Origin of the sequence: Serratia aquatilis (assembly GCF_044865145.1) — a bacterium.
Classification (GTDB): domain Bacteria; phylum Pseudomonadota; class Gammaproteobacteria; order Enterobacterales; family Enterobacteriaceae; genus Chania; species Chania aquatilis.
Window position 1 is genome coordinate 1,899,919 of the sequence record NZ_CP173186.1, and the last position, 25,456, is coordinate 1,925,374.

Genomic DNA, 25,456 nt, shown 5'->3' on the forward strand with positions numbered 1-25,456 from the left:
TGCTGTAGCTGCGGGTCCGGTTTAGCCGGGCCCGCGCGAACCAAAGCTGTACCTGCTGGTTCGAGATCCAATGACGACAGGGTGAAGTAAATGCTGCAAGGCTATTCCCAACTGATAGTCGAGGGTGCTCTGGTTACGCTGGAGCTTGCCCTCAGTTCCGTTCTGCTGGCGGTGGTGATTGGTTTAATCGGTGCCGGTGGGAAACTTTCACAAAATCCTATCATATCAGCCATATTCGGCGCTTATACCACCTTGATCCGTGGCGTGCCCGATCTGGTGTTGATGTTGCTTATCTTTTACGGTCTACAGATTGCCTTGAACAGCCTCACTGAGTTCCTCGGTTTTTCCCAGATCGATGTTGATCCACTCGGTGCTGGCATCATTACTCTCGGGTTTATCTACGGCGCTTATTTCACTGAAACCTTCCGTGGTGCCTTTCTGGCGGTACCTCGTGGGCAAATCGAAGCTGCTACCGCTTTCGGTTTCTCCAATGGGCAGATCTTTCGCCGCATAATGTTCCCTGCGATGATGCGTTTTGCCTTACCTGGCATTGGTAATAACTGGCAGGTCATCCTCAAAGCTACGGCGCTAGTCTCTATTCTGGGCCTGAACGATTTAGTTAAAGCGACGCAATTGGCGGGCAAAGGAACCTATCAACCTTTCTTGTATGCCATTGTTGCCGGTGCGGTATACCTGTTTTTCACTACCGTTTCCAACGGCGTGTTGCTGTGGCTTGAACGGCGTTATTCTTTAGGCGTCAAAAGGGCCGAACTATGATCGATATCCTGCATCAGTACTGGCAGCCTTTGCTATGGAGTGATGGCTACCGTTTTACCGGTTTGGCGATGACGCTATGGCTGCTGATTTTATCGGTGGTGATGGGGGGGCTACTTGCGATTCCGCTGGCGGTGGCGCGGGTTTCTTCTATTCGCTGGCTACGGCTCCCGGTGTGGTTTTATACCTACGTGTTTCGCGGCACACCACTGTACGTCCAACTGCTGGTGTTTTATTCCGGTATGTATAGCCTGGACATCGTGCGTGGTACCGACTTTCTCAATGCATTTTTCCGTAGTGGATTAAACTGTACTATTTTGGCATTTACCCTTAATACCTGTGCCTATACCACGGAAATTTTCGCGGGTGCTATTCGAGCAGTTCCGCACGGGGAAATTGAAGCGGCCAATGCCTACGGCTTCTCGCGTTTTAAAATGTACCGCTGCATTATTTTACCTTCAGCATTGCGCTCGGCATTACCGGCCTACAGTAATGAAGTCATTCTTATGCTGCACTCCACGGCACTGGCTTTCACCGCTACAGTTCCCGATCTGCTCAAGATTGCCCGCGATATTAATGCGGCAACCTATCAGCCTTTTTATGCATTCGGTATTGCTGCGGTGCTGTACCTAATAGTGTCTTACACGTTGATCAGCCTATTTCGTAAGGCTGAGAAGCGCTGGATGGCTCACGTAACCCATCGATGAATGACGGGAATAACACCATGTCTGAAAATAAATTGGCCGTCACCGAACTACATAAGCGTTATGGTGACCATGAAGTGCTGAAAGGGGTTTCGCTGCTCGCCAACGCGGGGGATGTGATCAGTATTATTGGTTCCTCTGGCTCCGGTAAAAGTACTTTTCTGCGCTGCATTAACTTCCTTGAAAAACCAAGTGAAGGAGCGATCAGCCTGAATAACCAAGATATTCGTATGGTGCGCGATAAAGACGGGCAGCTAAAGGTGTTCGACAAGAAACAACTGCAACTTTTGCGCACCCGTCTGACGATGGTATTTCAGCATTTCAACCTGTGGAGTCACATGACGGTGTTGGAGAACGTGATGGAGGCACCGATTCAGGTTTTAGGTTTGAGCAAAACCGAGGCGCGTGAGCGTGCAATACGCTACCTCGACAAGGTGGGGATTGATGAACGTGCTCGAATCAAATACCCGGTGCACCTCTCTGGTGGGCAACAGCAGCGCGTATCAATAGCACGGGCACTGGCTATGGAACCTGAAGTATTGCTGTTTGACGAGCCGACCTCGGCTCTGGATCCAGAGCTGGTGGGTGAAGTATTGCGCATTATGCAGAAACTAGCAGAAGAGGGGAAAACCATGGTGGTGGTAACTCATGAAATGGAGTTTGCGCGGCACGTATCGAGCCACGTTATTTTCCTGCATCAGGGGTTGATTGAAGAACAGGGGCCACCAACCGAGGTCTTTGGTAATCCTAAAAGCCCGCGTCTGCAGCAGTTCCTTTCGGGTTCCCTCAAATAGAGGGCAGCCGGGGTGGCTGAAAGTACAGGGTGAGCCTCAGGGAGGAGGCTCACCAACAACAAGCCGCTCATGCCTGTTGATTAATCACATCGTCCAGTGCCTGCTCCAACTCAAAGAAGCGGAAGCTGAAACCCGCTTCCTCCAGTTTTCTGGGTACTGCCCGTTGACCGCCTAACACCAGTACGGCGGCTTCCCCCATCAGCAAGCGCATGGCAAATGCTGGAGCTCGAAGAAATGCGGGACGATCGAGTACCTTTGCCAGAGTGGCTGTGAACTGCTCATTGTGCACCGGATAAGGCGCAACCATGTTGAAAGCGCCGCTGAGAGGGGGATGATCCAGCAGATAAATAATGCCGTTGACCATATCTTCAATATGGATCCAGGGCAGATACTGACGGCCATCACCTATCGGCCCACCAATACCCAGGCGGAATGGGGGCAACATTTTTGCCAATGCTCCGCCTTTGGGAGCGAGAACGACACCGGTACGCAGCAGACAAACGCGTGTTTCACTACTCTGCGCCCGGAGTGCCAATGATTCCCAGCGTTGGCAGAGCTGATGGGTAAATTCATTATGCGGAGATTCATCTTCGGTCACTACTGCTTGCCCTTGATCGCCGTAAAAACCAACAGCAGAGCCTGAAATCAGCACTGAAGGCGGTGTGGAGCTGGCATTGATCAAGGCCGCCAAACGCTCCGTCAGTTCCCAGCGGCTGCGGCACAGACGATCTTTCTGCGCTTTACTCCAGCGTTTATCGGCAATGGGTTCTCCCGCCAGGTTAATAACCGCATCGAAACCATCCAGAGAGCGTATTTCATTAAGTGAAGGCCAGTAGCTGACCTTTTCGCCGAACTGATTGCGCGCTTTGGTAACATTGCGAGACAACACGGTAATCTCATGCGACAGGTTTAGCAGCTGCCTTGTCAGGCTGCTGCCGATCAATCCTGTAGCGCCAGTGATGAGGATCCTCATGGTCGGCCTCCCTGATAAATGTGGGTACTAAGCAGTATCCCTACGGTAGCTCATGGTCATGGAAACCGAATCGGCGTAACGCAGGGCCAGCAATTTATCTATCTCTACTTCAGCATAGGTTACCCACGGATGCTGTATTACTATTTCCAGCACATCCTGGGTTAATTTTTCCAGCAAGGCGAAGCGGTTATCCTCGATATGGCGGATAATTGCCTTGGTAATGGTGCGATAATTCAGAGCATCTTCTATATCTTCACTGTTACGCGCTTTATCCGCTGGGTAATGGACAGTGACGTTGATCAGGATATCCTGACGATTGTTGATTTCTTCTTCTTTGATGCCAATAAAAGTTCGTAACCGCAAATTTTTGATACGGATAATGGCGTCGGGCTGGGTGAGTGGCATCAGAGATTCTCCGGATGTCTGAATATTGGTAACAAGAATACACGGAAAGTGCAGAAAAGATAATGTAGCCAGAGCGTTAAAAATCGCGGCAAGGGTATAACAGGCTGCACCCTTCAATAACTGGATGCAGCCTGGTAATTAGTTCGCCAGTTTATAGGCTCGTTCAGTTGCCGGGCGGTTGCTGATGCGTTCAAACCAGTTGCATACTGCCGGATAATCGGCAAGATCGATACGCTGACGTTGGTGAGAGACTACCCATGGATAGGTGGCAATATCGGCGATGCTGTAGTTGTCTCCTCCCAGATAAGGGTGCTTTTGCAGCTCGGCATCGAGCACGGCATACAAGCGTCTGGTCTCTGCCTGATAGCGTTCAATAGCGTAAGGGACAGGCTGTGGAGCATAGTGGTTGAAGTGATGGTTCTGCCCGAGCATGGGGCCAAATCCGGCTACTTGCCAGAATAGCCATTGCAGCGTTGCTGCACGTTCACGTAGGCCTTTGCTCAGTAGTTTGCCCGTTTTTTCTGCAAGATAAAGCAAGATCTCACCGGATTCAAACAGACTGATCGGAGCGCCGCCATCCACAGGCTGATGGTCGATGATCGCCGGGATTTTGTTGTTGGGTGAGATGGACAGGAAATCTGGGCTGAACTGTTCACCAGCACTGATATTGATGCTGTGGATACGGTAAGGCAAACCCACCTCCTCCAGAAACAGGGTAATCTTGTGCCCATTGGGAGTCGGCGCGTAATACAGATCAATCATATTATAATTTTCCTTATAAAATATCACGATAAGATCGGTTGGCACTGTAGAAACTATGGGAACGTTCTTGCTTCGTTGTCATGTTTTAAGTCACATGTGCGTTGGCTTTCTTCGCTTGTCCTTTCGCTTGTCTGAGTAACCGCCAAAGGACTCACTCTGTTGCCACCTTCTTGCAACTCAGATTATTTAGAGTATACCCGTCGCCCTTCAAGCTGCATGGGTGTTGGCTGCGTTACTCAGCCCATGCTGGGCCTCGCCCCTTCGGGGCAGCGCAAGCGCTGTTCAAAAACGCATTGCGTTTTTGTCATGCAACTTGAAGTAACTTGGGTATATACCGCTTTTATCACCACCTAAAAACCATACATATTTAATCAATTATGACAGAGAAAAATGGCAATCTTAAATTGTATTAAATATGTATTTTAGCTCAACCAACTCGATGCAGTTGGATCCAGATCTTAGTATGACAAAATTCAATTAAAACACCCCTATACAATGAACCTATGCTGAGTGCGTGCTCTACTCTAATTTTTAGCGATAGTTTACCTTGGAGGACTGGGTTCAGTTCATTCCTGATTTTTTTTAAAAAAAACATGGGCAGATTTTTTATAGTAATACACTATTATTTCAGAATTTTCGACTTTTTATCATGAAAAATAAATTATTAATGTTGCAAATTGAAGTTGAAGTTGGTTTTTTTAATTAGAAATAATGGTTTGAATTCAGTGCTTATTGAAAATAAGCACGTATAAGCGATACATATTTACATACGTATTGCCCATAACTGCAGTTGCTTGTCAATCGCTTGACTGGTTCTATAGTACAAGTGATTAGTAAAAACACATGGCGTTGCTTTCAACTAAATATGCTGTGCGGCGAATTACAAGTTATCCCTGCAATGTATGAGTGATCATTTTTATGTTAATCCAAATGGATTGCGCGTTCGCTTGAAAGCAATAACGATTAGGCTGCATCGCTCCCAGAATGATAGAGCGATAACTTGTGGAACATATCAAGTTCGCTATCTAAAAATATGAAATTCAAAAAATTTTCTTATACATATCAAGGTGGAAACTGTGAGTAAGGTTATTAACACCCACTGTACCGGCAATATATTTTTTATGACATCAATTTCTGCCGGCGTACGCCTAGCTCTTTGGGGAGTAATGGCACTCACCGTGACTAGCGTCGTCCGACCTGCTCATGCTGCTCCGGGAACTTGGACTGGAGATACTTCTACTGATTGGTCAACGGCCAGCAACTGGGATGTCAATGCGGTCCCTGGTACAACGGATCGCGCCACAATTAATACCACTGGCCCAACGGCACCTGCTATTAATGGCCAGGCGATTAGCGTCGGCTCGTTTTATATTGGAGCTTCAGGTAACGGTTCTTTACTGATCGGCAACGGCGGCACGCTAACAACGCCCAGTAGCAGTAGCACTTATGTAGGGTTACTGGGTGTGGATGCAGGTGATACTGGCACGCTAACGGTAACTGGAGCCGGCTCTCAGTTAAACTATGCTGCGGCTATGGCTATTGGTAACCGCGGTACGGGGACGATAAATATTTTAGACGGCGGGTATTTGAGTAACCTTACTAATTTTAGTATTGGTTCCGGTGTTGGGGCAGTTGGTTCGGTGCTGGTTTCCGGTGCTGGCTCGACTCTCGCGACGTCGGGTTTCAGTACGTCACTCGAGGTGGGCCAAGAGGGAACAGGTTATCTGACCATTGAAAATGGTGGCGTGGTGAATGCGGGTGGTAACGTTACAAGTATTGGTTATCAGATAGGGCTGGGCAATGGAACCGTATTGGTCACCGGTGCCGGTTCCGCGCTTAACAACGCGAACTATTTACAAGTCGGTGAGGCGGCTACTGGGGTGCTAACCGTGGCTGATGGCGCAGTTGTAACCAGTGGGATTGGTATCATCGCTGACTATGGCAACGCGAATGGCACTGTCACTATAACCGGTGCTAACTCGGCCTGGACCAATACCAACACCATCGACGTTGGTCGAGCTGGGGTTGGGGTGTTAAACATCCTCAATGGCGGCACGGCTCGTGACAATGCAGCTAACATAGGGACGCAGTTCGGTGCTAACGGCACTGCCACGGTTTCGGGTACCGGTTCACAATGGAATACCAGTAGTTTACTGGCGGTTGGCGCTGCGGGTAACGGTACACTCAATGTGTTTGACGGTGGGGTGGTTAATAGCGCCAATGGCACTGTTGGTCAGAACGTTGGCAGCAATGGCTCTGCGCTGGTGTCGGGGGCGAACGCCTTATGGGCCAATACCGGCGCTCTTAGCGTGGCAAATGGCGGCTCAGGGGCTATCACTGTGGCTGACAGTGGCACCATTACTACACCGTCGGTCAATCTGGCTACACTGGCAAACTCAACTGGTACTGTAAATATCGGTAATGGTGGCCAGTCAGGTAGCTTAGCTACGGGCTCTATAACCGGTGGTTTAGGCAATGCTACCGTGAACTTCAACCACACCGATGATATCGATTTCGTCCCTTTATTGACCGGGAGCGTGGCCGTTAATCAAGTTAACAGCGGGACGACCCGTTTAGTCACCGCCAATAATTATACCGGTGCGACCAATGTGAACGTCGGAACACTACAAGCCAGCGGTACCGGGACGTTCAGTGCCGTGTCGGATTATACGGTAGGCACAGCAGGAACGCTGGACATGGCGGGCTATGACCAGACGCTGGCCAGCTTGAACAATGCAGGTGTGGTGATGTTTAACGGTTTCCCCGGTACGGTCCTGACTGTAAACGGAAGTTATACCGGCAACAATGGGGTGCTGATTTTTAATTCGGTGCTGAATGATGATACCTCTGCGACCGATAAACTGGTGGTACAAGGGAATACTTCAGGTACAACTTTAGTGAGCGTGACCAATGCTGGTGGCAGCGGTGCCGCTACCCTGAACGGTATTGAACTGGTAGAAGTCAACGGTCTTTCTGACGGTATATTCACTAAAAATGGCCGTATCGTCGCGGGGGCTTATGATTACTCGCTTATCCGTGGGACTGGTAGCAATGCTGGTAACTGGTATCTGACCAGTGAATATGTCGCCCCGCCGCCGGAACCAGAACCAGAACCTACTCCTCCCACTCCACCAACCCCTGAACCCTCGGTCACTGCTATACGCCCAGAGGCCAGCGGTTATGCAACCAATCTGGCCGCGGCCAATACGATGTTTATTACCCGCTTGCATGACCGGCTGGGGGAAACCCAATATATCGATGTGCTGACCGGTGAACAGAAAGTCACCAGCTTGTGGTTGCGGAATGAGGGTGGCCATAACCGCTCCAGAGATAACTCAGGTCAGTTGAGCACGCAGGCAAACCGTTACGTGATGCAATTCGGGGGAGATATCGCTCAATGGAGCAGCAACAATATGGACCGTTTGCATCTGGGGGTTATGGCGGGCTACGCCAACAGTAAGAGCCGTACCAACTCGAGTTTGACCGGCTATAGCAGTAATGCTTCTATCGACGGCTACAGTACTGGCATTTACGGCACCTGGTATGCCAATCAGGCCGATAAATCGGGTTTCTACGTAGACGGTTGGCTGCAATACAGCTGGTTCAACAATACCGTTAATGGGCAGAGCATGCATGCTGAAGACTATAAATCCAAGGGGTTCACCGCTTCTGTTGAAAGCGGTTACACTTTCAAATTGGGTGAAAGTAAAACCAAGAATGCGACTTACTTTATCCAGCCCCAGGCGCAACTCACCTGGATGGGGGTGAAAGCTGATGACCACACTGAAATCAACGGTACTCATGTCTCCGGTGATGGTAACGGTAATATCCAGACTCGCTTGGGAGTGAAAGCTTTTATGAATGGTTACAGTGAACAGGATAAAGGCAAGGACCGCGTATTCCAGCCGTTTGTTGAAGCCAGCTGGATCCACAATAGCAAAGACTTTGGCGTTACTCTGGATAATGTGACGGTAAAACAGGACGGTGCTGCCAATATCGGTGAATTGAAGCTCGGTGTAGAAGGCCAAATCAACAAGCAGTTCAATCTGTGGGGTAATGTCGGCCAGCAGGTCGGTAACAAAGGGTATAGTGATACGGCGGTGGTGCTAGGAGTGAAATATAACTTCTAAGCCTGATGCATTTACTGTTCCTGACTGATGCGATAATCGCTATTAGCAGAGGGATCCCCCGGCGTAGTAACGCCGGGGGACAAAGCAGTAAGTTTCAGTTCAGGAAATCTTGACGCTGTGGGGTAAAGGTATCGAGCAGTGTTCCCGCCTCCAGGCACACGCACCCATGAACGACGTCTGGTTTTTTGTACAACGTGTCGCCAGCACCAACTTCCTGAGTAACGCCATCAATAGTAAAACTGAAGCGGCCAGAAAGTACATAGGTAAGCTGCTCGTGCGGATGACTGTGCAAGGTGCCAATCGCCCCTTGTTCAAAGTTGACTTCCACTGCCATCATGGTTCCGCCATGGGCAAGGACGCGCCGCGTAATGCCGCCCCCCAAATCTTCCAGTAAACACTCTTGTTTGTAGATAAACATATTTATTCCTCTGCGATATCAGGCAAACAGATCTTCTGGCAATCGGGCCAGATAAAGTGCCGGTTGACCTTCAAAGTCGGAAGTGAACAGCACCTGCTGGTTGTCCGGAGTGAAGGATGGGTGCGGGTGCGTAACCTGCCGATCGCCATTCAATACTCGCCATGAGCTGTTATGTGCCGCCAGACGCGCCTGGCGCTTCTGTTTGGCATCGAACACGTACAGCCAAGGATCATTTTGGATGGTGTAGCCTTGAGAATCCTTGATATCTACCGGAGATGCCGAACCATCACCAACCAGCATGCTGCCGTCGTAGTTGCTCATCAGATGCGAGCAGGCTGGCATTTTCATCACGACTTCATCTTTGCCAGTTTCTGGAACATACCGACAGATATTACGCTCTTGCTGACCTTTCATATAAGAAACGTACATCAGGGCTGAACCATCTGGTACCCAGAATTCGTGAGTACAGCTTTCACCTTCGGCATGGTCTTTTACTTTTCGCATATTGCTGCCGTCTTCGTTGATCAACCACATCCGTGAATCGATCAGATCGTGCGGACCTTCGTGACAAAATGCGACGCAGTTATCATGGTAAGGACGATAGATTGGGTGGCCCAGCCAGAGGTTATCCTGGTAAATCACGCGGGACTCACCGTTAACCAGATCGACACGTAACAGTCGGCAATGAGGATTTTTGGTAAAGAAACTGTGGAAAATCTTCCAATCTGTCAGTGGTTCCCAGTCTTTACCGGCAATTTCGATCCCCACAAGGCTGGTGCATTCGGTGTTGGCAACCCAGGTACCGTAACCAACCCACTCTTGAGGAACCTGATAGATCGTTTTTTCCTGGCAATTACTCAACTCTACCCGACGCAGTTCGCGCTCATTTTTTACATAATAGAGAAAGCGATCGTCTGGCGATAAAAAGCCACCAAACGTATTGTCACCGGCACCTTCAGTCAACTGGACTGCCTGCTGCTTTTGCAGGTCGAGCAGGTAATAGTTGCGGTTGCCGTCAAACTCCCCGGCGAAGAGCAGCTTATTCCCGTCTTTAGTGAAGCATTTTTGGTAGAAATAATTCCGGTGACATAGCACGTCCGGCGGTGTTAAACGGATGATCTCCGCGCCAGTGCCTTCATCGGTAGAACGATGAAAATTGAAATTCAGGATTGAACCTTTAGCCACAATGGCCTCCCTTAACCTTAGCGATGAACCGCCCAAAGCTGAGCAGTTCCTTAATTAATAAAACATTGTTTCATAAATTTAGAAAAATGATATCAAAGTGAGGCGGTAGGCCAACCCAGTCTAATGATTTCTGCGATCGACATCTCATAATTTGTACATCCTTCCCCGGCATAGCGCTGGATGCCTGTTTTAGTCATGGTCAACAGCCAGAGAACCGTTGCATTCTGCTTAATCACGCTAAGTAAATATTCAACTCGCAACACTTGGCATTACCCGTTGCTGCTGCCGGCAAGTTGAACCGCTTATGCTCAGACCATCCAAGCCTTGAAGGACAGCAACGGGGCTATGCTCGATCACAGGACACGATCTGAATGCAGCTAAATTAATAATCCTTACACTTTATGTGATTTATATCACATCAAATTGCCTCGCCAATCAAGTATAAAACATCATTCCTTTAAAAATGAAATTACGGTTCATTTTAATACCGAGAAGAATAGATGACAACAAACAGTAGTAAACCTTTGGAGAAAGGACGTAAGGTCACGCTGGGGCACCAGTTGGCTTATGGTGGAGGCAACTTGCTTGGGAGTGGCGCGCTGGCGATCAGTGGCGCCTGGCTGTTGTACTTTTACACCACGTTTTGTGGGCTGACGCTGCTGGAAGCCTCTTTTATTTTCTCCGTAGCTAGCGTTATTGATGCTATCAGTAACCCGGTAATGGGCTACCTGACCGATAACTTTGGCAATACCTGGCTCGGTAAGCGTTTCGGTCGGCGGCGTTTCTTTGTGCTGATTGGTGCGCCTCTGATGGTTTTCTACCCGCTGCTGTGGGTTGAGGGATTCGGTTTTTGGTACTATTTAGCCACTTATGTGATTTTTGAACTGATTTATACCTCGGTCATGGTGCCGTATGAAACGCTGGCGACCGAGATGACCGATGACTTCGCGGTGCGCTCCAAGCTGACCGGGTATAAAGCGATTTTTGGCAAAATGGCCAACTTCCTGGCTGCATTCATTCCTGGTCAATTTATCCTTATTTACGGTAAAGAGTCGGCCCAACCTTTCCTCTATACCGGCATAACATATGGCGTGATCCTATTTATTGCCATCGGTACGCTTTACCTATTCTCTTGGGAACGAAAGGATGAAACAGCTGCGGTGGTCAAGACTAAACAGTCATTGATGAAAACGCTGACTTGTCTGGCGCGTGATATGCAATCGACGTTCTACCTGCGTGTGTTCCGTAAGCACCTGGGAATGTATCTGTTCGGATTTGGTGCCGAATGGTTGTTTGCGTCGGTATTCACCTATTTCGTGATCTTTGTTCTGCAGTACGATCCCGCTATCTTGGCAGGGTTGAACAGCCTGAACGCCATCTTGCAATTGATATCGACGGCTATCTTTATTGGCCTGTGCGTGAAGAAAGGCTTCAGTAAGCCCTATTGCTGGGCTCTTGGGATCGTGATGTTCGCCGTCTGTTGTTACTCCTTGCTGCATTTCTTTAGCTTGCCTGCTCACTATGCCACCGCAGCCATCATTGGTATCACGGTGATATTTGGCTTAGGGACTGGTGGGGTGTATTACATTCCCTGGACGGTTTATACCTTCCTGGCCGATGTGGATGAGGTCTTTACCGGCCGCCGCCGTGAAGGGATCTATGCGGGAGCGATGACATTCTCCGGTAAGATTGTCCGTTCGATTATCGTTTTCACAATGGGAGCTATTCTCAGCTATTACGGTTTCCAGTCTAAATCCCATACCCAGCCAGAAACGGCCATTACTGCGATTTCCTGGGTGTTCTTTGCCGGTGTGATTTTATTGGCACTGGTGGCGATTGTCTTCAGCAGCCAGATGACGCTTAACCGCCAAACTCACCGTGTGGTGCTATACGAAGTTGCCCGCATCAAAGCTGGCGGCAAAATCGCCGACATTGAGCCAGAAGTTCGTCTGGTGATCGAAAAACTGGTCGGTCTGCCTTATGAACAATGCTGGGGCAACAGTAAGATCTGCCAAAAAATGAATATGCCACCCGAAATAGCCTCCACCGTGTATACGCCTGCCTCACAGGCCTAACCCAAAAAACCATGTGTTCTGTTCCCCTCACCGCAAGGCGAGGGGATCCACTGATGCCAATAAAAGGAAAGGGAAATGAAGGTTGTTCCTCTGTCGATTTTTTTTGCACTGGCCAGTATCAGTCACTGTACTAGCGCAGGGCAATTGCCTGCTGCCAATGAATTGGTCTGGCAGACTATCGCTTTTGGTCAGTCTACGGATGTCAATTTCGCGACCAACGTGCTGCCAAACAAGGTGGGCACTAATCAAGCGACGCTGGCCAATGGTGAAGTAGTGCAAGCGGGACCGCTGAAGACGCCGTTTCATCTGGAAAGCCGAGGCGGTAAAATTGCTAACAGCCATGATGGACTGACCTTCTATTACACCCGAATTCCCGCCAATGCGAATGCATTATTGGAAGCAGAAATTACTGTTGAGCAATTTGGTCCAGAAAATGAGGCGCTCCCCGCCGGACAGGAAGGCGCAGGGCTATTGATCCGCGATATTCTTGGCAAACCGCGATTGGAAAAAATAGAGCCGGGCTATGAGGAATTCCCTGCGGCAGCCAACATGGTGATGAATGCGATCATGACGCAGGACAAGAAAGATAATCACCGGGTCAAGTTAACCATGATTTCCCGTAATGGCGTGCTTAACTCCTGGGGGAATGGCGGCGTTGAGATTAAGCGTGAAGGTTACCAACCAGAGGTCGATGTTGCTAAAACCCCGACTTTCCGACTCCGTTTGGCCCGCACCGATCAGGGCTTTACCGCTGCTTATGCGCCGCAGGGTAGCGATAATTGGGTCAGCCAGAATGCCGGGGACCCGCATCGCGTCACTAAACTCGATCCTGATGGCTACTATATTGGCTTTTTTGCTTCGCGAAATGCACGTATCACAGTCAATCAGGCCAGCTTGACACTCAGTAGCAGTAAGTTGCCTGCGGCAGAGAAATTCGTGGCTAAAACATTACCGACACAGATAGAAATCGGCTCGGCAAAGCTTGCAGCATCTGATGACTATGTATTTCAACTGCGCAGCAACGAGAAAGGCACCTTGACGCTGATTAAAGATGGTGTGGTGGTTGCAGCAGAACGAGCGGTGAAAGCGGGAGAGATGTTGGCCGTGAAAGTGCCTCTGACGCAAGCGGATACCCAACTGGAATATCGCTTTACGCCACTGAATGGTAAAACTCTCACCGATAGCCTGGTAGTGCATAAAACCCGTTATGCCGATAGCGCTAATCTCTACGTTTCTCCACAAGGTAAAGCAGAGAATGACGGCAGCAAGCAACATCCGTTGGATCTGGCTACTGCTGCGCAAGCACTGGCTCCAGGTGGGGTGCTCTGGCTGGAAGAGGGTAAATACCCATTTAGCGTATTGCCTGCGTCTGCTAGTGGAACATCTGCCCATCCTAAAAAGCTCAAACCGTTAGGCAAAAACGTGGTGTTGCATGGGCTTAACCTGGAAGCCAGCTACTGGAATATTCAGGACATTGCGGTGACAGAAAAAAGCTTCCGCATCGAGGGTAGCCATAACCATATTGAACGGGTCGTTGCACATCATGCGGACGATACAGGAATTGTTGTTTCCTCACCGGCTAAAACCGATCGGCCACTGTGGGCCAGCCATAACCTGATCTCTCACTCCGAGTCTTATGCGAATAAGGACCCGGGCATGATCAATGCCGATGGCTTTGCTGTCAAAATGCGCGTGGGCGACGGTAATCGGCTCATATCCTGCTTCTCGCATGACAACGCAGATGATGGCTACGATCTGTTCAACAAGATTGAGGATGGCCCGAATGGGCGTGTGGTTATTGAGAATAGCGTCGCACTGCGTAATGCTAATAACGGCTTCAAACTGGGTGGTGAAGGTTTACCGGTGGCTCATCAGGTTTCTGACAGCCTGGCCATCGAGAACGGTATGGATGGTTTTACCGACAATTTTAACCCTGGAGCTCTGAAACTCGCTAACAATACGGCCCTCGATAACCTACGGTTCAACTATATTTTCCGCCCAGGTCCATACACGACTCAGGATAAACAGGGGATATTTAGCGGAAATCTCTCCTTACGGACCAAACCAGGAGAATACGCTGACGCCGTAGTGGGGCAGATTGCAGAGAATAATGCCTTTATTTTTAGCACCCAGAGGTGATTTCAGGCCGGGTTCTTCGGAACCCGGCCTGTTTCATTGTAGAGAAATGTTTGTTCCCAACTGGCCCTGCCTCGTCTTATTCCCGTCATCTTGACGGCACACTTCACATAAATAAAAAATATCTTTCACTTAAATCAAAACATCGTTTCAATTTAATTGATCGCGCCAGAGATAAGCGCTAGACTTGCCGCATCATGATGACAGGGGAGGGTAATTCCACCCACCCTGTGCGGCAGCAGGCTGCGGATACTGGCGGGATTGCAACGCTATCCCCACTTTTGACAAGGGCCGGTGATGCCCTGAGTACTAAGGACAAGAGCATGATTCTCGATAATTTTTCATTGCAGGGCAAAGTAGCGATTGTGACTGGCTGTGATACCGGTCTTGGGCAGGGAATGGCGATTGGTCTGGCGCAGGCGGGTTGTGATATTGTCGGCATCAACGTGGTTGAACCGGACGATACCATCGCTAGAGTCACTGAATTGGGGCGCCGTTTCCTGAGCCTGAAAGCCGATCTGAGCAAACTGGACGTTTTGCCGGGGCTGCTGGAGCGTGCAGTATCCGAGTTTGGTCATGTCGATATTCTGGTTAATAACGCGGGTATTATTCGCCGTCAGGATGCATTGGCATTCAGTGAAAAGGATTGGGATGACGTAATGAACCTGAACATCAAGACGGTGTTCTTTATGTCTCAGGCAGTTGCTCGCCAATTCATTGCCCAAGGTACCGGTGGCAAGATCATCAACATCGCTTCCATGCTGTCTTATCAAGGGGGTATCCGTGTGCCTTCTTATACCGCATCGAAAAGTGCAGTGATGGGAGTAACGCGTCTGTTAGCCAACGAATGGGCAAGCCATGGCATCAACGTCAATGCGCTGGCACCCGGCTACATGGCAACGAACAATACGCGTCAATTACGTGACGATCAGGCACGCAGTGAGGAGATCCTTGATCGTATTCCTGCTGCCCGTTGGGGCCTGCCAGAAGATCTGATGGGGCCGGTAGTATTCCTGGCGTCACCAGCTTCGGATTATATCAATGGCTTCACCCTGGCAGTGGATGGCGGTTGGTTGGCGCGCTAAGTCTGAAGAATAATCGATTGATTCTATTTGCAGAGAGGAAGAGATGAATATTGCACTGATGATGGAAAACAGCCAGGCGGGCAAAAATGCGCTGGTTCTCGAACAACTGCAGGCCGTTGCGGCTGGTAATCATGATGCGGTGTTCAACGTCGGCATGAGCGATGAGCAGGATCACCATCTGACCTATATCCACTTGGGGATTATGGCCAGTATTCTGCTGAATGCAGAGGCGGTTGACTTTGTTGTCACGGGCTGTGGCACCGGGCAAGGGGCATTGATGTCTTTGAACATTCACCCAGGCGTGGTTTGTGGCTACTGCATCGACCCTGCTGATGCCTTCCTTTTCGCTCAGATCAACAATGGCAATGCGCTTTCTCTGCCGTTTGCCAAAGGTTTTGGCTGGGGCGCAGAGCTGAACGTCCGTTACATCTTCGAAAAAGCCTTTACCGGGCGCAAAGGCGAAGGTTACCCAGTAGAGCGTAAAGAACCTCAGGTTCGCAATGCGGGTATTCTGAACCAGGTTAAACGTGCGGTTATCAAAGATGATTATCTCGATACACTGCGCGCGATCGATCCTGAATTGGTGAAAACCGCTGTCAGCGGTGCTCGCTTCCAGGAATGCCTGTTCTCACAGGGTAAAAAGCCTGAAATTGTTGCGTTTGTAAAAGAGATCCTCAGCCGCTGAGCGTAATCTTTTATTCAGGTGGCCGATTATCGGCCACCTGCTTGACTCTTCACTTGTCGTAAACCCCCGCTAAGATAAAATGGTTTCATACTTTGCGTTAAAGGAAAGATTATGAAGCTGATGTTTGCCTCGGATCTGCATGGTTCGCTCTCCGCCACTGACAAAATCCTCGAACTGTTTGAACAACGCCATGCTGACTGGTTGATTCTGTTGGGCGATTTGTTGAATCATGGGCCGCGCAATGCACTGCCGGATAATTATCAACCGGCCCTGGTTGCCGAAAAATTAAACCTTTATCGCGACAAAATCATTGCTGTTCGCGGCAATTGCGACAGTGAAGTTGACCAGATGCTACTGTCATTCCCAATCACAGCGTCTTTTCAGCAGGTATTACTGCCAAAAAGGCGATTGTTTTTAACCCATGGTCACCTTTATCATCCCAACGAGTTACCCCCCTTAGCCAGTGGAGATGTCTTGGTTTACGGCCATACACATTTGCCTCAGGCCGAAAGGCAGGGGGATATTTACTGTTTTAATCCAGGTTCGGTCAGTATTCCAAAAGGTGGCTTTCCTGCCAGTTATGGCATACTGCAAAACGGTACCTTGAGCGTGGTCGATCTGCACTGTGGCAAGGCGGTTGCAGAGGTGACGCTAACGCACTAATTTGTATCTGCAGGGGCTATGCAAAGGCAGGTATATACCCAAGTCATAATAAGAATCATTGAAGCACACCCATTGATCAACCAGTAGCGCGTTTTCCATCGCGCCCAAATAGAAGGTTCTAGAGGATGGCGGAACAGGTTCAGGCAGCAGAAACCGAGTGGGTTGACATAGTCAACGAGCAGAATGAAGTGATTGCTCAATCCAGTCGTCAACAGATGCGTGCTCAAAGGCTGCGTCACCGTGCTACCTATATCGTAGTACATAACGGGATGGGAAAAATTCTGGTGCAACGCCGCACAGACACCAAGGATTACTATCCAGGCTGGTTGGACGCCACGGCTGGTGGCGTGGTACAGAGCGGTGAGAACGTGCTGGACTCCGCCCGTCGTGAAGCAGAAGAAGAACTGGGAATTGCCGGTGTGCCTTTTGCTGAACATGGTCTGTTTTATTTTGAAGAAGATCAGTGCCGCATTTGGGGGGCGCTCTTCAGCTGTGTATCCCATGGCCCGTTTGCGTTGCAAGAAGATGAAGTGGCTGAAGTCTGTTGGTTGACGCCTGAAGAAATCACCGCAAGATGTGACGAATTTACGCCGGACTCATTGAAAGCGTTGTCACTGTGGTTGACACGCAATAATGGTCAGGATTACGGCAAGCCCCTGCCGCGTGACAGCAAAATCGAATCTGAAGCAGAACTTCCATAACAGTACCACAGCCTTGCCGTTTTACTGTACAGTGAGGCTGTCTCCTTTAGCACCACGACGCGTTACCCCAGCTAACCAGGGTGAAGCGCTGGCCCAACCTGTTAACGCACTATTATCTAACGTAATATGCCTGCCTTTCATACCTCATTTTGATTGGGTGGCGGTTGGTTTTTTGCCAGTAATACAATTGGCTAACCAATTTCACCCAAATCTCTATCGTTAATGTTACAATTGATAGTTGTAAATTTAATGGCTATTAATCAAACAGTTGCATTGGTTTTTCCTCGTTTATTTTAAATTTTCGACTATCGATACAAAAAAATCAAAACAACGTTTCTACTTTCATCACACTTTTGCCATCCGTTGAATGACGCTAGAAAAATTTCAGATATACTAATTTGAAATAGTGTTTCAGTTTGTTGATTGGTGCACGTCTGGCCCGTCAGGGAGACCGCAAAATGGATTTCGCCTACCGCTTCAAGATGTTCGGTAACCTCACTGCAACTCAGCCATTGGCAAGTTGTCAGTGTTTGAACCAAATCAAACAAAATGGGCAAATTCAGTATTTTCTTTTGCGTCACAGGCTCGCTCAGTTTCCATTTTGCAGATTGGCAGTCTCGGAGGTACTTTCCGATTTTATTCCGGGCCAATGTCACTGTGACAGGTCACTTAACGGAGGCTAAAAGCCCGGATTTCTACTTTATTTTTTATATTAGTAAAATCTAACTTTACTTACTTTTATTTCTATTAATGTGGGTAATAACCATGAATGAAAACAGAATGTTGGGGTTGGCCTATATATCACCCTATATTATAGGGCTGATAATATTTACGGCGTTTCCCTTTGTGTCATCATTCTTGCTCAGTTTTACGGAATATGACCTGATGAACCCTCCGGTATATAACGGAGTGGAAAACTATCGCTATATGTTTATGGAGGACCACCTTTTCTGGAAGTCCATGGGTGTGACTTTTGCCTATGTATTTCTTACCATCCCGGCGAAACTGGCTTTTGCGCTCGGTATTGCCTTTGTGCTTAATTTTAAATTGCGTGGGATCGGATTTTTCCGGACTGCATATTATATTCCTTCCATTCTTGGGAGTAGCGTAGCTATCGCTGTACTTTGGCGTGCGCTGTTCGCTATTGATGGTCTGCTTAACAGCTTTATCGGCGTCTTTGGTATGGACCCGATTAACTGGTTGGGTGAGCCTTCTTTGGCATTGATGTCGGTGACTTTGCTGCGGGTATGGCAATTTGGTTCTGCGATGGTTATTTTCCTCGCAGCGCTGCAAAACGTTCCTCAGTCACAATATGAAGCGGCGATGATCGATGGTGCCTCTAAATGGCAAATGTTTATGAAGGTAACCGTACCGCTGATTACGCCGGTGATCTTCTTTAACTTCATCATGCAGACTACGCAGGCATTCCAGGAGTTTACTGCCCCATATGTCATAACAGGGGGCGGGCCAACGCATTACACTTACCTGTTCTCACTTTATATCTACGATACTGCCTTTAAATATTTTGATATGGGGTATGGCGCTGCATTAGCGTGGATCCTGTTCCTGGTTGTGGCTCTGTTTGCTTCAATCGCCTTTAAATCATCGAAATATTGGGTCTTCTACTCTGCAGATAAGGGTGGCAAAAATGGCTGATATGCAACCGAACCAATTAACTATGCCCAGTGCTCAGGAAATTGCCGAGCAAGAGGTACAACAGACGTTACGCAAAGAGAAAATCAGTGCGGCTATTCGTTATGTTGTGCTGTTATTCGTTGGCCTGTTGATGTTGTATCCGTTGGTCTGGATGTTCTCTGCATCATTCAAGCCCAACCATGAAATCTTCACCACGCTGGGTCTATGGCCTGCGCATCCAACGTCGGATGGTTTTGTGAATGGCTGGAAAACCGGTACGGAATATAACTTTGGGCACTACATGCTTAATACCTTTAAGTTTGTTATTCCCAAGGTGTTACTGACCATTATCTCTTCAACGATAGTTGCCTACGGATTTGCTCGTTTTGAGATCCCTTGGAAGAAATTCTGGTTCGCTACGCTGATCACCACCATGTTGCTGCCAAGCACCGTGCTACTGATCCCTCAGTACATCATGTTCCGTGAAATGGGCATGCTGGATAGCTATCTACCGCTGTATTTACCGCTGGCATTTGCGACGCAGGGATTCTTCGTCTTCATGCTGATCCAGTTCTTACGCGGTGTACCACGTGACATGGAAGAGGCAGCGCAAATCGACGGTTGTAACTCTTTCCAGGTGCTGTGGTATGTGGTGGTGCCAATTCTTAAGCCTGCGATTATCTCGGTCGCTCTGTTCCAGTTTATGTGGTCGATGAACGATTTTATAGGCCCGTTGATTTACGTTTACAGCGTCGATAAGTACCCGATTGCGTTGGCGTTGAAAATGTCTATCGACGTTACAGAAGGTGCACCGTGGAATGAAATTCTGGCCATGGCAAGTATTTCCATTCTGCCGTCTGTCATCGTGTTCTTCCTGGCCCAACGTTACTTTGTTCAGGGCGTTACCAGCAGCGGAATTAAAGGTTAATTGAGGATCTATCATGGCTGAAGTCGTATTTAATAATCTGCAGAAAGTTTATACCAACGGTTTTAAGGCCGTTCATGGGATCAATCTGACCATTGCCGATGGTGAATTCATGGTCATTGTCGGGCCTTCCGGCTGCGCCAAGTCAACTACGCTGCGGATGCTGGCGGGTCTTGAAACCATCAGCGGTGGTGAAGTGCGCATTGGCGACCGTGTGGTTAACAATCTGGCACCAAAATCCCGTGGTATTGCTATGGTGTTCCAGAACTATGCACTGTACCCACACATGACAGTGAAAGAGAATCTGGCTTTTGGACTCAAACTGAGCAAATTGCCCAAAGAGCAGATTGAAGAACAGGTTAACGAAGCGGCAAAAATTCTGGAGCTGGGCGAGTTGCTGGATCGTTTGCCTCGTCAACTCTCTGGCGGGCAGGCACAGCGTGTTGCCGTTGGCCGCGCTATTGTGAAGAAACCGGATGTGTTCCTGTTCGATGAGCCATTGTCAAACCTGGATGCCAAGTTGCGTGCTTCAATGCGCATACGTATTTCCGATCTGCACAAGCAGCTTAAGAAGAGTGGCAAACCGGCAACCACCGTTTATGTAACCCATGACCAAACAGAAGCCATGACCATGGGGGACCGTATCTGTGTGATGAAGCTTGGCCACATAATGCAGGTTGATACACCAGATAATCTCTATCACCACCCTAAAAATATGTTTGTCGCCGGTTTTATCGGTGCACCAGAAATGAACATCAAGCCGAGTAAACTGGTAGAAAAAGACGGCAAAGTGGGCCTGACGGTAGGAAATTACACTTTAACGCTGAACGAATATCAGCAAGAGAAAGTGACCAGTTTTGTCGGCGAAGATGTATTCTTCGGCGTGCGCCCTGAGTTTATTACCATTTCGGAGTCACCTTTTGAGGGCAATCATTCTCAGGGCGAGTTAGTCCGTGTGGAAAATATGGGGCATGAATTCTTTGTCTATCTCAAAGTTAATGACTTTGAATTAACCTGCCGTATTCCATCTGATGATGTAAAACCTATTTTGAAAAATGGTCTGCATCGCCCTGTTTACTTTAAATTCGACATGAACAAATGTCATATATTTGATGCTAAAACAGAAAAAAATATCTCTCTTTAACAGGAGTTGGTGATAATGAAAAAAGTAGTATTAAGCACCCTGGTGGCTTCGTCTTTGACTATGTTTGCACAGACATCGTTTGCTGAGGAGCAGGTTGACCTGCGTATGTCCTGGTGGGGAGGGAATGGCCGTCATCAGGTAACGTTAAAAGCAATTGAGGAATTCCAGAAGCAAAACCCGAATATCAAGGTTAAATCAGAATATACCGGTTGGGACGGCCACCTTTCGCGCCTGACCACCCAGATAGCAGGTGGAACCGAGCCGGACGTTATGCAGACTAACTGGAACTGGTTGCCCATTTTCTCGAAAGATGGCAGCGGATTCCATGATTTGAATAAAGTCAGTGAGTATCTGGACCTGACGCAATTTGACCCGAAAGAGCTGCAAACCACTACGATTAACGGCAAGCTCAATGGGATCCCAATCTCAGTAACCGCGCGCGTCTTTTATTATAACGATGTCACCTGGAAAAGTGCGGGCGTGGAATATCCCAAGAACTGGGATGAGCTGTTAGCAGCAGGTAAAACTTTTAAAGAAAAACTGGGTGAAAAATACTATCCGGTTGTACTGGAACACCAGGATACGTTTGCCTTGTTACGTTCCTATATGATCCAAAAGTATAACGTTGATATTATCAATGAAGAGAAGAAAAAGTTCGGTTATAGCGAAGAACAGTGGGTAGATTTCTTCCAGATGTATCAGAAGATGGTAGAGAGCCATGTGATGCCTTCTTCAAAATATTACGCTTCCTTCGGTAAGAGTAATATGTATGAAATGAAGCCGTGGATCGCGGGTGAGTGGGCAGGTACTTACATGTGGAATTCTACCATTAACAAGTATTCTGATAACTTGAAGCCGCCAGCCAAGCTCGAACTGGGCTCTTATCCGATGCTGGAAGGTGCCACCGATGCTGGCTTATTCTTCAAACCGGCACAAATGTTCTCAATTGGTAAAAGCAGCAAGCACCCGCGCGAAGCTGCAATGCTGATTAATTTCCTGTTGAACAGCAAGGAAGGGGTTGAAGCCCTGAAACTCGAACGTGGCGTGCCATTGAGTCAAGCGGCTGTGACCCAACTGCGTGAAAGTGGCGTGATCCAGGATAACGATCCGGCAGTTTCCGGGTTAAAACTGGCATTGTCCTTACCGCACAGCATTAACGCAGCACCTTACTTTGATGACCCGCAGATCGTAGTCTTGTTCCAGGACGCTATTCAGTCCCTTGATTACGGTAAGAAAACGGTCAATGAAGTTGCGGCTGATTTCCAACGCCAAGGCGACCGTATTCTGAAACGTGCAATGAGATAATAGAAATATCCCACCTGTTAATCAGGTGGGATACTATTAATTTAAATATTCTTATTATATTTCAGTTTGCATGCGCTTATTCACCCCAGTGACTATATTTCTGGGGGCGGCCTTCCTGTAACTTGAATTATTTAGAGTATAAGTTTTTAATCTGAATTTTTTGTAAATAGCTGGATTTGTCGATAAATATATCATATCAATATTGAATAACCTTTATGAGAAAAGTGGCTTTCCTCACGAGCCAATAACTAATGGATTATTTTCATCTTTAGTAATTCTTTTTAAAATAATAGTTATTCTTTTTATAATTAAATGATAAGGGCAGGAACAATGAAATTAAAAATATTAACTCTGGTAGTGGCTTCTGTCGTCAACTTTAGCGCAATGGCCATGTCAGTTGATTTACGACACGAGTGGATGGATACGGCTAAAGGCGATCACAAGGATCGCATGTTAATTTCCCATCGGTTTGATAACGGCTTTGGTTTCTCTCTGGAAGCTAAATGGAAGCAGGATTCATCAGATTCGACACCAAATAAACTTTGGCATGAGCAGGTAAGTAACGGTACTGAAGCCGTTGCCAGCTACCAGTATAAAGTGAATGATGTTTTCAATTTACAGCCTGGTTTCTCTCTTGAATCCAGTAGCAATAATAATGGTTATCGTCCTTTTCTGCGTATGCAGTATAATTTGACCAAAGATGTTTATGTTGCAACTAGGTATCGTTACGAATATAAGCGTACCACCTCGAAAGGTTCAGACGGTGATGAGAAAACCAACCGTGGTGATTTCTGGTTAGGATATAGTTTCCTCAAAGATTGGCAGGTAGAATATAACTACGTTTATAAGAGCAGCAATAAGGTTATCTTTGATGATGGCAAAACCGATTACGAACATAACGTCAAACTGGCTTACAAGTGGGATAAAAACTGGAAGCCATATATAGAAGTAGGGAATGTGAAGCAAGATAGCATCAACGATAACCGTCAGACTCGCTACCGCGTTGGTGTATCTTACAGCTGGTAAAAAATTTTAGCTGTACAGCCGGGAATACCGCATTGGTGTGACGGGTATTCCCGGTATTTTGGTGCTAACAGCTGCTACGGCGGCACAGCACCGAGGGAATTGAACCTTCAGCCTGCCATTCTTCACCATTAAGACGCGCAAGAAGTGCCTTACCTGCCTGAATTCCAATTTCTTTATGCGGAACGGTCATTGTTGTCAGTGGGGGCTGGCAAACCTGGCTGACATCGCTATTACCAAAACCTACGATGGCCAACTGTTCTGGCACTTTGATCCTTCGGCGCTGGCACTCATATAACGCTCCACAAGCCAACTCGTCAGATGAACATACCAAAGCATCCAACTCTGGCCATGCGAGCAGAAATTCTGGCAACTGCTGAGCGCCGATGCTGAAGCTTGAGGGTTGCGCGGCATTGATTACCCGGTGCGGCGACATATGGTTGCGTAATAATGCTTTGTGCCAGCCTTGCAGATGTTGTTGAAAGATCCACTGCTCCTGATTGGCGCACAGTAGGCCAACGTTCTGGTAACCATTGGCAATGACCGTTTGTGTCAGTTGATACATGGCGGCGACGTAATCTATGCCGATATTCATGTCGATCGCGTTGGCGCAAATAGCGCCTATTTCCACAATAGGAATATTGGCGGTTTGCAGTGCCATTCGCGTGTTGTGCGAGTGTTCCACACTTAACAGCACTGCCGCAGCAAGGTTGTAAGAGAGTAGCGTCTCTAGGAGTTTTTCCTCTCGCTCAAGATGATGCTGGGACTCAGCCAGCATGATCTGGTAGCCCGCTGGCTGAAGTACGCGTTGCAGCCCTGCAAACATATCTGCGCACCCGGATTCGGAAAAGCGGGGAACTACCATGGCAATGGTATAAGAAGATGCAGAGGCTAGGGAACTTGCCGCCAGGTTGGGCAGATAGCCTAACTCACTGACTGCCGCCTCAATTTTTTCTCTCAGTTTATCTGAAACTTGCTCCGGAGTACGTAAGGCCCGCGATACGGTCATGGTACCCACGCCCGCTAATTGAGCCACCTCGGCCAGCGTTACCCGGCCAGTGCTGCGTCGTTTTTTGCCGATCGACATTGCTAATCCTGACTGAAATGCGCTAAAGGCGCATAAATGAGCTTATAGGCAGAAAACCCATAGCCGGGTTCGCTATCCTCGCTTTGGTGCACATTCTAACCCGTTACAAGGTTTAACGATAAAAAATCTGTGTCGGGTAATATCGGGCTGGATATATTTGATAGCGCTATCACAAATCTCGCTGATAAATCTTTGGTAGCGCTATCTTTGCGACAACAATCACAGTTGAAGTCCCTGCCGTTGATTATGGTTTCATCGTCGCGGGTTCATGAACATCACGAGTACGCGGTTTCATCGGTAAATGGTTAGCATCCGGTTAAATTCAGGCTACGGCTGTCGAGAGTGTCATCCATTGGTCGATCTTGGTGTGTTAAGGAAAATGAATCTTAGGAGGACGTGTGCTCAACGACTGGCTCAACAGTGATCATATCCAATTGTGTGACAAGGTAGCGGACTGGCAGGAAGCAGTAGCTTTGAGTGGACAGCCCCTGTTACAACGGGGAATCATCACACAAGACTATCTGACGGCAATATTCCGTCAACATCAGGCTTTAGGTCCCTATTTTGTACTGGCTCCTGGTATTGCTATGCCACATGCCAGGCCGGAAGAGGGAGCTAAAGCCTTGGGGCTTTCATTGCTGAAAATTAATCAGGGAGTGCAATTTCATTCTGAAGATAACGATCCCGTTTTTATCGTGGTTATGCTTTCGGCTCCTGATAGCAGTAGCCATATTGAGTTAATTTCGCAATTGGCAGAATTATTTTCGGATAACGAGTCTATGGAGAAATTATTCAGGGCGGAAAATAAACAGCAAATTGAGGATGTGATTGCCAACTATTAATCGCT

22 protein-coding genes are annotated in these 25,456 nt (G+C 48.1%); 16 read left to right on the forward strand and 6 right to left on the reverse strand.

Annotation, left to right across the window (positions count from 1 at the left end; translation table 11 throughout):
• The first annotated feature begins 90 nt into the window (after positions 1-90).
• The 3 genes from SAQUA_RS08540 to hisP are packed head-to-tail and all read left to right on the forward strand — an operon-like array spanning position 91 to position 2,272.
• A complete protein-coding gene (locus tag SAQUA_RS08540; protein WP_380672573.1) occupies positions 91-777 on the forward strand; it encodes a histidine ABC transporter permease HisQ in 687 nt (228 codons plus the stop codon).
• Positions 774-1,481, forward strand: a complete 708-nt coding sequence (locus SAQUA_RS08545; RefSeq protein ID WP_380672575.1) for an ABC transporter permease — start codon at positions 774-776, stop codon at positions 1,479-1,481. Before SAQUA_RS08540 ends, SAQUA_RS08545 begins: the two co-directional genes overlap by 4 nt.
• Positions 1,482-1,498: 17 nt before the next feature.
• A complete protein-coding gene (gene hisP / locus SAQUA_RS08550) occupies positions 1,499-2,272 on the forward strand; it encodes a histidine ABC transporter ATP-binding protein HisP (protein WP_380672577.1) in 774 nt (257 codons plus the stop codon).
• 67 nt (positions 2,273-2,339) lie between these two features.
• On the opposite strand, the gene SAQUA_RS08555 is transcribed toward hisP, so the two are convergent.
• The 3 genes from SAQUA_RS08555 to yfcG all read right to left on the reverse strand — a co-directional run bounded on the left by SAQUA_RS08555 (position 2,340) and on the right by yfcG (position 4,412).
• Positions 2,340-3,245 carry a TIGR01777 family oxidoreductase gene (locus SAQUA_RS08555; protein WP_380672580.1) on the reverse strand — a complete coding sequence of 302 codons (906 nt, stop codon included), beginning with the start codon at positions 3,243-3,245 and terminating at the stop codon, positions 2,340-2,342.
• Between the two features lie 27 nt (positions 3,246-3,272).
• Entirely contained in the window at positions 3,273-3,650 is a 378-nt protein-coding gene (gene folX, locus SAQUA_RS08560) for a dihydroneopterin triphosphate 2'-epimerase (protein WP_380672582.1), read from the reverse strand.
• A gap of 138 nt (positions 3,651-3,788) precedes the next feature.
• Positions 3,789-4,412 carry a GSH-dependent disulfide bond oxidoreductase gene (gene yfcG, locus SAQUA_RS08565; protein WP_380672584.1) on the reverse strand — a complete coding sequence of 208 codons (624 nt, stop codon included), beginning with the start codon at positions 4,410-4,412 and terminating at the stop codon, positions 3,789-3,791.
• A gap of 1,076 nt (positions 4,413-5,488) precedes the next feature.
• On the opposite strand from yfcG, the gene SAQUA_RS08570 reads away from it, so the two are divergent.
• Positions 5,489-8,542, forward strand: coding sequence for an autotransporter outer membrane beta-barrel domain-containing protein (locus SAQUA_RS08570; RefSeq protein ID WP_380672586.1), 3,054 nt, complete (start codon positions 5,489-5,491; stop codon positions 8,540-8,542).
• A 94-nt stretch (positions 8,543-8,636) separates the two neighbouring features.
• Here SAQUA_RS08570 and SAQUA_RS08575 read toward each other — a convergent pair whose 3' ends face one another.
• Positions 8,637-8,960 (reverse strand): cupin domain-containing protein, encoded by a 324-nt coding sequence (locus SAQUA_RS08575; RefSeq protein WP_380672588.1) that lies wholly within the window; start codon positions 8,958-8,960, stop codon positions 8,637-8,639.
• An 18-nt stretch (positions 8,961-8,978) separates the two neighbouring features.
• Positions 8,979-10,145 carry an oligogalacturonate lyase family protein gene (locus tag SAQUA_RS08580; protein ID WP_380672590.1) on the reverse strand — a complete coding sequence of 389 codons (1,167 nt, stop codon included), beginning with the start codon at positions 10,143-10,145 and terminating at the stop codon, positions 8,979-8,981.
• Between the two features lie 500 nt (positions 10,146-10,645).
• Between SAQUA_RS08580 and SAQUA_RS08585 the strand changes: the two genes are divergently transcribed.
• The 11 genes from SAQUA_RS08585 to SAQUA_RS08635 all read left to right on the forward strand — a co-directional run bounded on the left by SAQUA_RS08585 (position 10,646) and on the right by SAQUA_RS08635 (position 23,525).
• Positions 10,646-12,220, forward strand: a complete 1,575-nt coding sequence (locus SAQUA_RS08585; RefSeq protein WP_380672591.1) for an MFS transporter — start codon at positions 10,646-10,648, stop codon at positions 12,218-12,220.
• A 75-nt stretch (positions 12,221-12,295) separates the two neighbouring features.
• Complete coding sequence (locus SAQUA_RS08590; RefSeq protein ID WP_380672592.1) at positions 12,296-14,359, forward strand: right-handed parallel beta-helix repeat-containing protein; 2,064 nt, start codon at positions 12,296-12,298, stop codon at positions 14,357-14,359.
• A 320-nt stretch (positions 14,360-14,679) separates the two neighbouring features.
• A complete protein-coding gene (kduD, locus tag SAQUA_RS08595; protein WP_380672594.1) occupies positions 14,680-15,441 on the forward strand; it encodes a 2-dehydro-3-deoxy-D-gluconate 5-dehydrogenase KduD in 762 nt (253 codons plus the stop codon).
• Between the two features lie 43 nt (positions 15,442-15,484).
• Entirely contained in the window at positions 15,485-16,126 is a 642-nt protein-coding gene (locus SAQUA_RS08600; RefSeq protein WP_380672596.1) for an RpiB/LacA/LacB family sugar-phosphate isomerase, read from the forward strand.
• Between the two features lie 111 nt (positions 16,127-16,237).
• Entirely contained in the window at positions 16,238-16,789 is a 552-nt protein-coding gene (yfcE, locus tag SAQUA_RS08605; protein WP_380672598.1) for a phosphodiesterase, read from the forward strand.
• Between the two features lie 125 nt (positions 16,790-16,914).
• The gene (gene yfcD / locus SAQUA_RS08610) at positions 16,915-17,490 is read left to right on the forward strand and encodes an NUDIX hydrolase YfcD (protein ID WP_380672600.1); all 576 of its coding nucleotides are present in this window, start codon (positions 16,915-16,917) and stop codon (positions 17,488-17,490) included.
• Between the two features lie 765 nt (positions 17,491-18,255).
• The gene (locus SAQUA_RS08615) at positions 18,256-19,146 is read left to right on the forward strand and encodes a carbohydrate ABC transporter permease (RefSeq protein ID WP_380672602.1); all 891 of its coding nucleotides are present in this window, start codon (positions 18,256-18,258) and stop codon (positions 19,144-19,146) included.
• Between the two features lie 22 nt (positions 19,147-19,168).
• Complete coding sequence (locus tag SAQUA_RS08620) at positions 19,169-20,053, forward strand: carbohydrate ABC transporter permease (RefSeq protein WP_380673619.1); 885 nt, start codon at positions 19,169-19,171, stop codon at positions 20,051-20,053.
• 13 nt (positions 20,054-20,066) lie between these two features.
• Positions 20,067-21,194 (forward strand): ABC transporter ATP-binding protein, encoded by a 1,128-nt coding sequence (locus SAQUA_RS08625; protein WP_380672604.1) that lies wholly within the window; start codon positions 20,067-20,069, stop codon positions 21,192-21,194.
• A 15-nt stretch (positions 21,195-21,209) separates the two neighbouring features.
• On the forward strand, positions 21,210-22,499 hold the full coding sequence (locus SAQUA_RS08630) for an ABC transporter substrate-binding protein (protein WP_380672606.1): 1,290 nt from the start codon (positions 21,210-21,212) through the stop codon (positions 22,497-22,499).
• 330 nt (positions 22,500-22,829) lie between these two features.
• On the forward strand, positions 22,830-23,525 hold the full coding sequence (locus SAQUA_RS08635; protein ID WP_380672608.1) for an oligogalacturonate-specific porin KdgM family protein: 696 nt from the start codon (positions 22,830-22,832) through the stop codon (positions 23,523-23,525).
• 64 nt (positions 23,526-23,589) lie between these two features.
• On the opposite strand, the gene SAQUA_RS08640 is transcribed toward SAQUA_RS08635, so the two are convergent.
• A complete protein-coding gene (locus SAQUA_RS08640) occupies positions 23,590-24,609 on the reverse strand; it encodes a LacI family DNA-binding transcriptional regulator (RefSeq protein WP_380672610.1) in 1,020 nt (339 codons plus the stop codon).
• A gap of 398 nt (positions 24,610-25,007) precedes the next feature.
• On the opposite strand from SAQUA_RS08640, the gene SAQUA_RS08645 reads away from it, so the two are divergent.
• On the forward strand, positions 25,008-25,451 hold the full coding sequence (locus SAQUA_RS08645) for a PTS sugar transporter subunit IIA (protein WP_380672612.1): 444 nt from the start codon (positions 25,008-25,010) through the stop codon (positions 25,449-25,451).
• The last annotated feature ends 5 nt before the right edge of the window (positions 25,452-25,456 follow it).

Excerpts from the sequence above, each read along its gene's own strand:
- SAQUA_RS08540 (WP_380672573.1), top strand. The coding sequence starts at position 91 with ATGCTGCAAGGCTATTCCCAACTGATAGTCGAGGGTGCTCTGGTTACG.
- SAQUA_RS08545 (WP_380672575.1), top strand. The coding sequence starts at position 774 with ATGATCGATATCCTGCATCAGTACTGGCAGCCTTTGCTATGGAGTGAT.
- hisP (WP_380672577.1), top strand. The coding sequence starts at position 1,499 with ATGTCTGAAAATAAATTGGCCGTCACCGAACTACATAAGCGTTATGGT.
- SAQUA_RS08555 (WP_380672580.1), bottom strand. The coding sequence starts at position 3,245 with ATGAGGATCCTCATCACTGGCGCTACAGGATTGATCGGCAGCAGCCTG.
- folX (WP_380672582.1), bottom strand. The coding sequence starts at position 3,650 with ATGCCACTCACCCAGCCCGACGCCATTATCCGTATCAAAAATTTGCGG.
- yfcG (WP_380672584.1), bottom strand. The coding sequence starts at position 4,412 with ATGATTGATCTGTATTACGCGCCGACTCCCAATGGGCACAAGATTACC.
- SAQUA_RS08575 (WP_380672588.1), bottom strand. The coding sequence starts at position 8,960 with ATGTTTATCTACAAACAAGAGTGTTTACTGGAAGATTTGGGGGGCGGC.
- SAQUA_RS08585 (WP_380672591.1), top strand. The coding sequence starts at position 10,646 with ATGACAACAAACAGTAGTAAACCTTTGGAGAAAGGACGTAAGGTCACG.
- SAQUA_RS08590 (WP_380672592.1), top strand. The coding sequence starts at position 12,296 with ATGAAGGTTGTTCCTCTGTCGATTTTTTTTGCACTGGCCAGTATCAGT.
- kduD (WP_380672594.1), top strand. The coding sequence starts at position 14,680 with ATGATTCTCGATAATTTTTCATTGCAGGGCAAAGTAGCGATTGTGACT.
- SAQUA_RS08600 (WP_380672596.1), top strand. The coding sequence starts at position 15,485 with ATGAATATTGCACTGATGATGGAAAACAGCCAGGCGGGCAAAAATGCG.
- yfcE (WP_380672598.1), top strand. The coding sequence starts at position 16,238 with ATGAAGCTGATGTTTGCCTCGGATCTGCATGGTTCGCTCTCCGCCACT.
- yfcD (WP_380672600.1), top strand. The coding sequence starts at position 16,915 with ATGGCGGAACAGGTTCAGGCAGCAGAAACCGAGTGGGTTGACATAGTC.
- SAQUA_RS08615 (WP_380672602.1), top strand. The coding sequence starts at position 18,256 with ATGAATGAAAACAGAATGTTGGGGTTGGCCTATATATCACCCTATATT.
- SAQUA_RS08620 (WP_380673619.1), top strand. The coding sequence starts at position 19,169 with ATGCCCAGTGCTCAGGAAATTGCCGAGCAAGAGGTACAACAGACGTTA.
- SAQUA_RS08625 (WP_380672604.1), top strand. The coding sequence starts at position 20,067 with ATGGCTGAAGTCGTATTTAATAATCTGCAGAAAGTTTATACCAACGGT.
- SAQUA_RS08630 (WP_380672606.1), top strand. The coding sequence starts at position 21,210 with ATGAAAAAAGTAGTATTAAGCACCCTGGTGGCTTCGTCTTTGACTATG.
- SAQUA_RS08635 (WP_380672608.1), top strand. The coding sequence starts at position 22,830 with ATGAAATTAAAAATATTAACTCTGGTAGTGGCTTCTGTCGTCAACTTT.
- SAQUA_RS08640 (WP_380672610.1), bottom strand. The coding sequence starts at position 24,609 with ATGTCGATCGGCAAAAAACGACGCAGCACTGGCCGGGTAACGCTGGCC.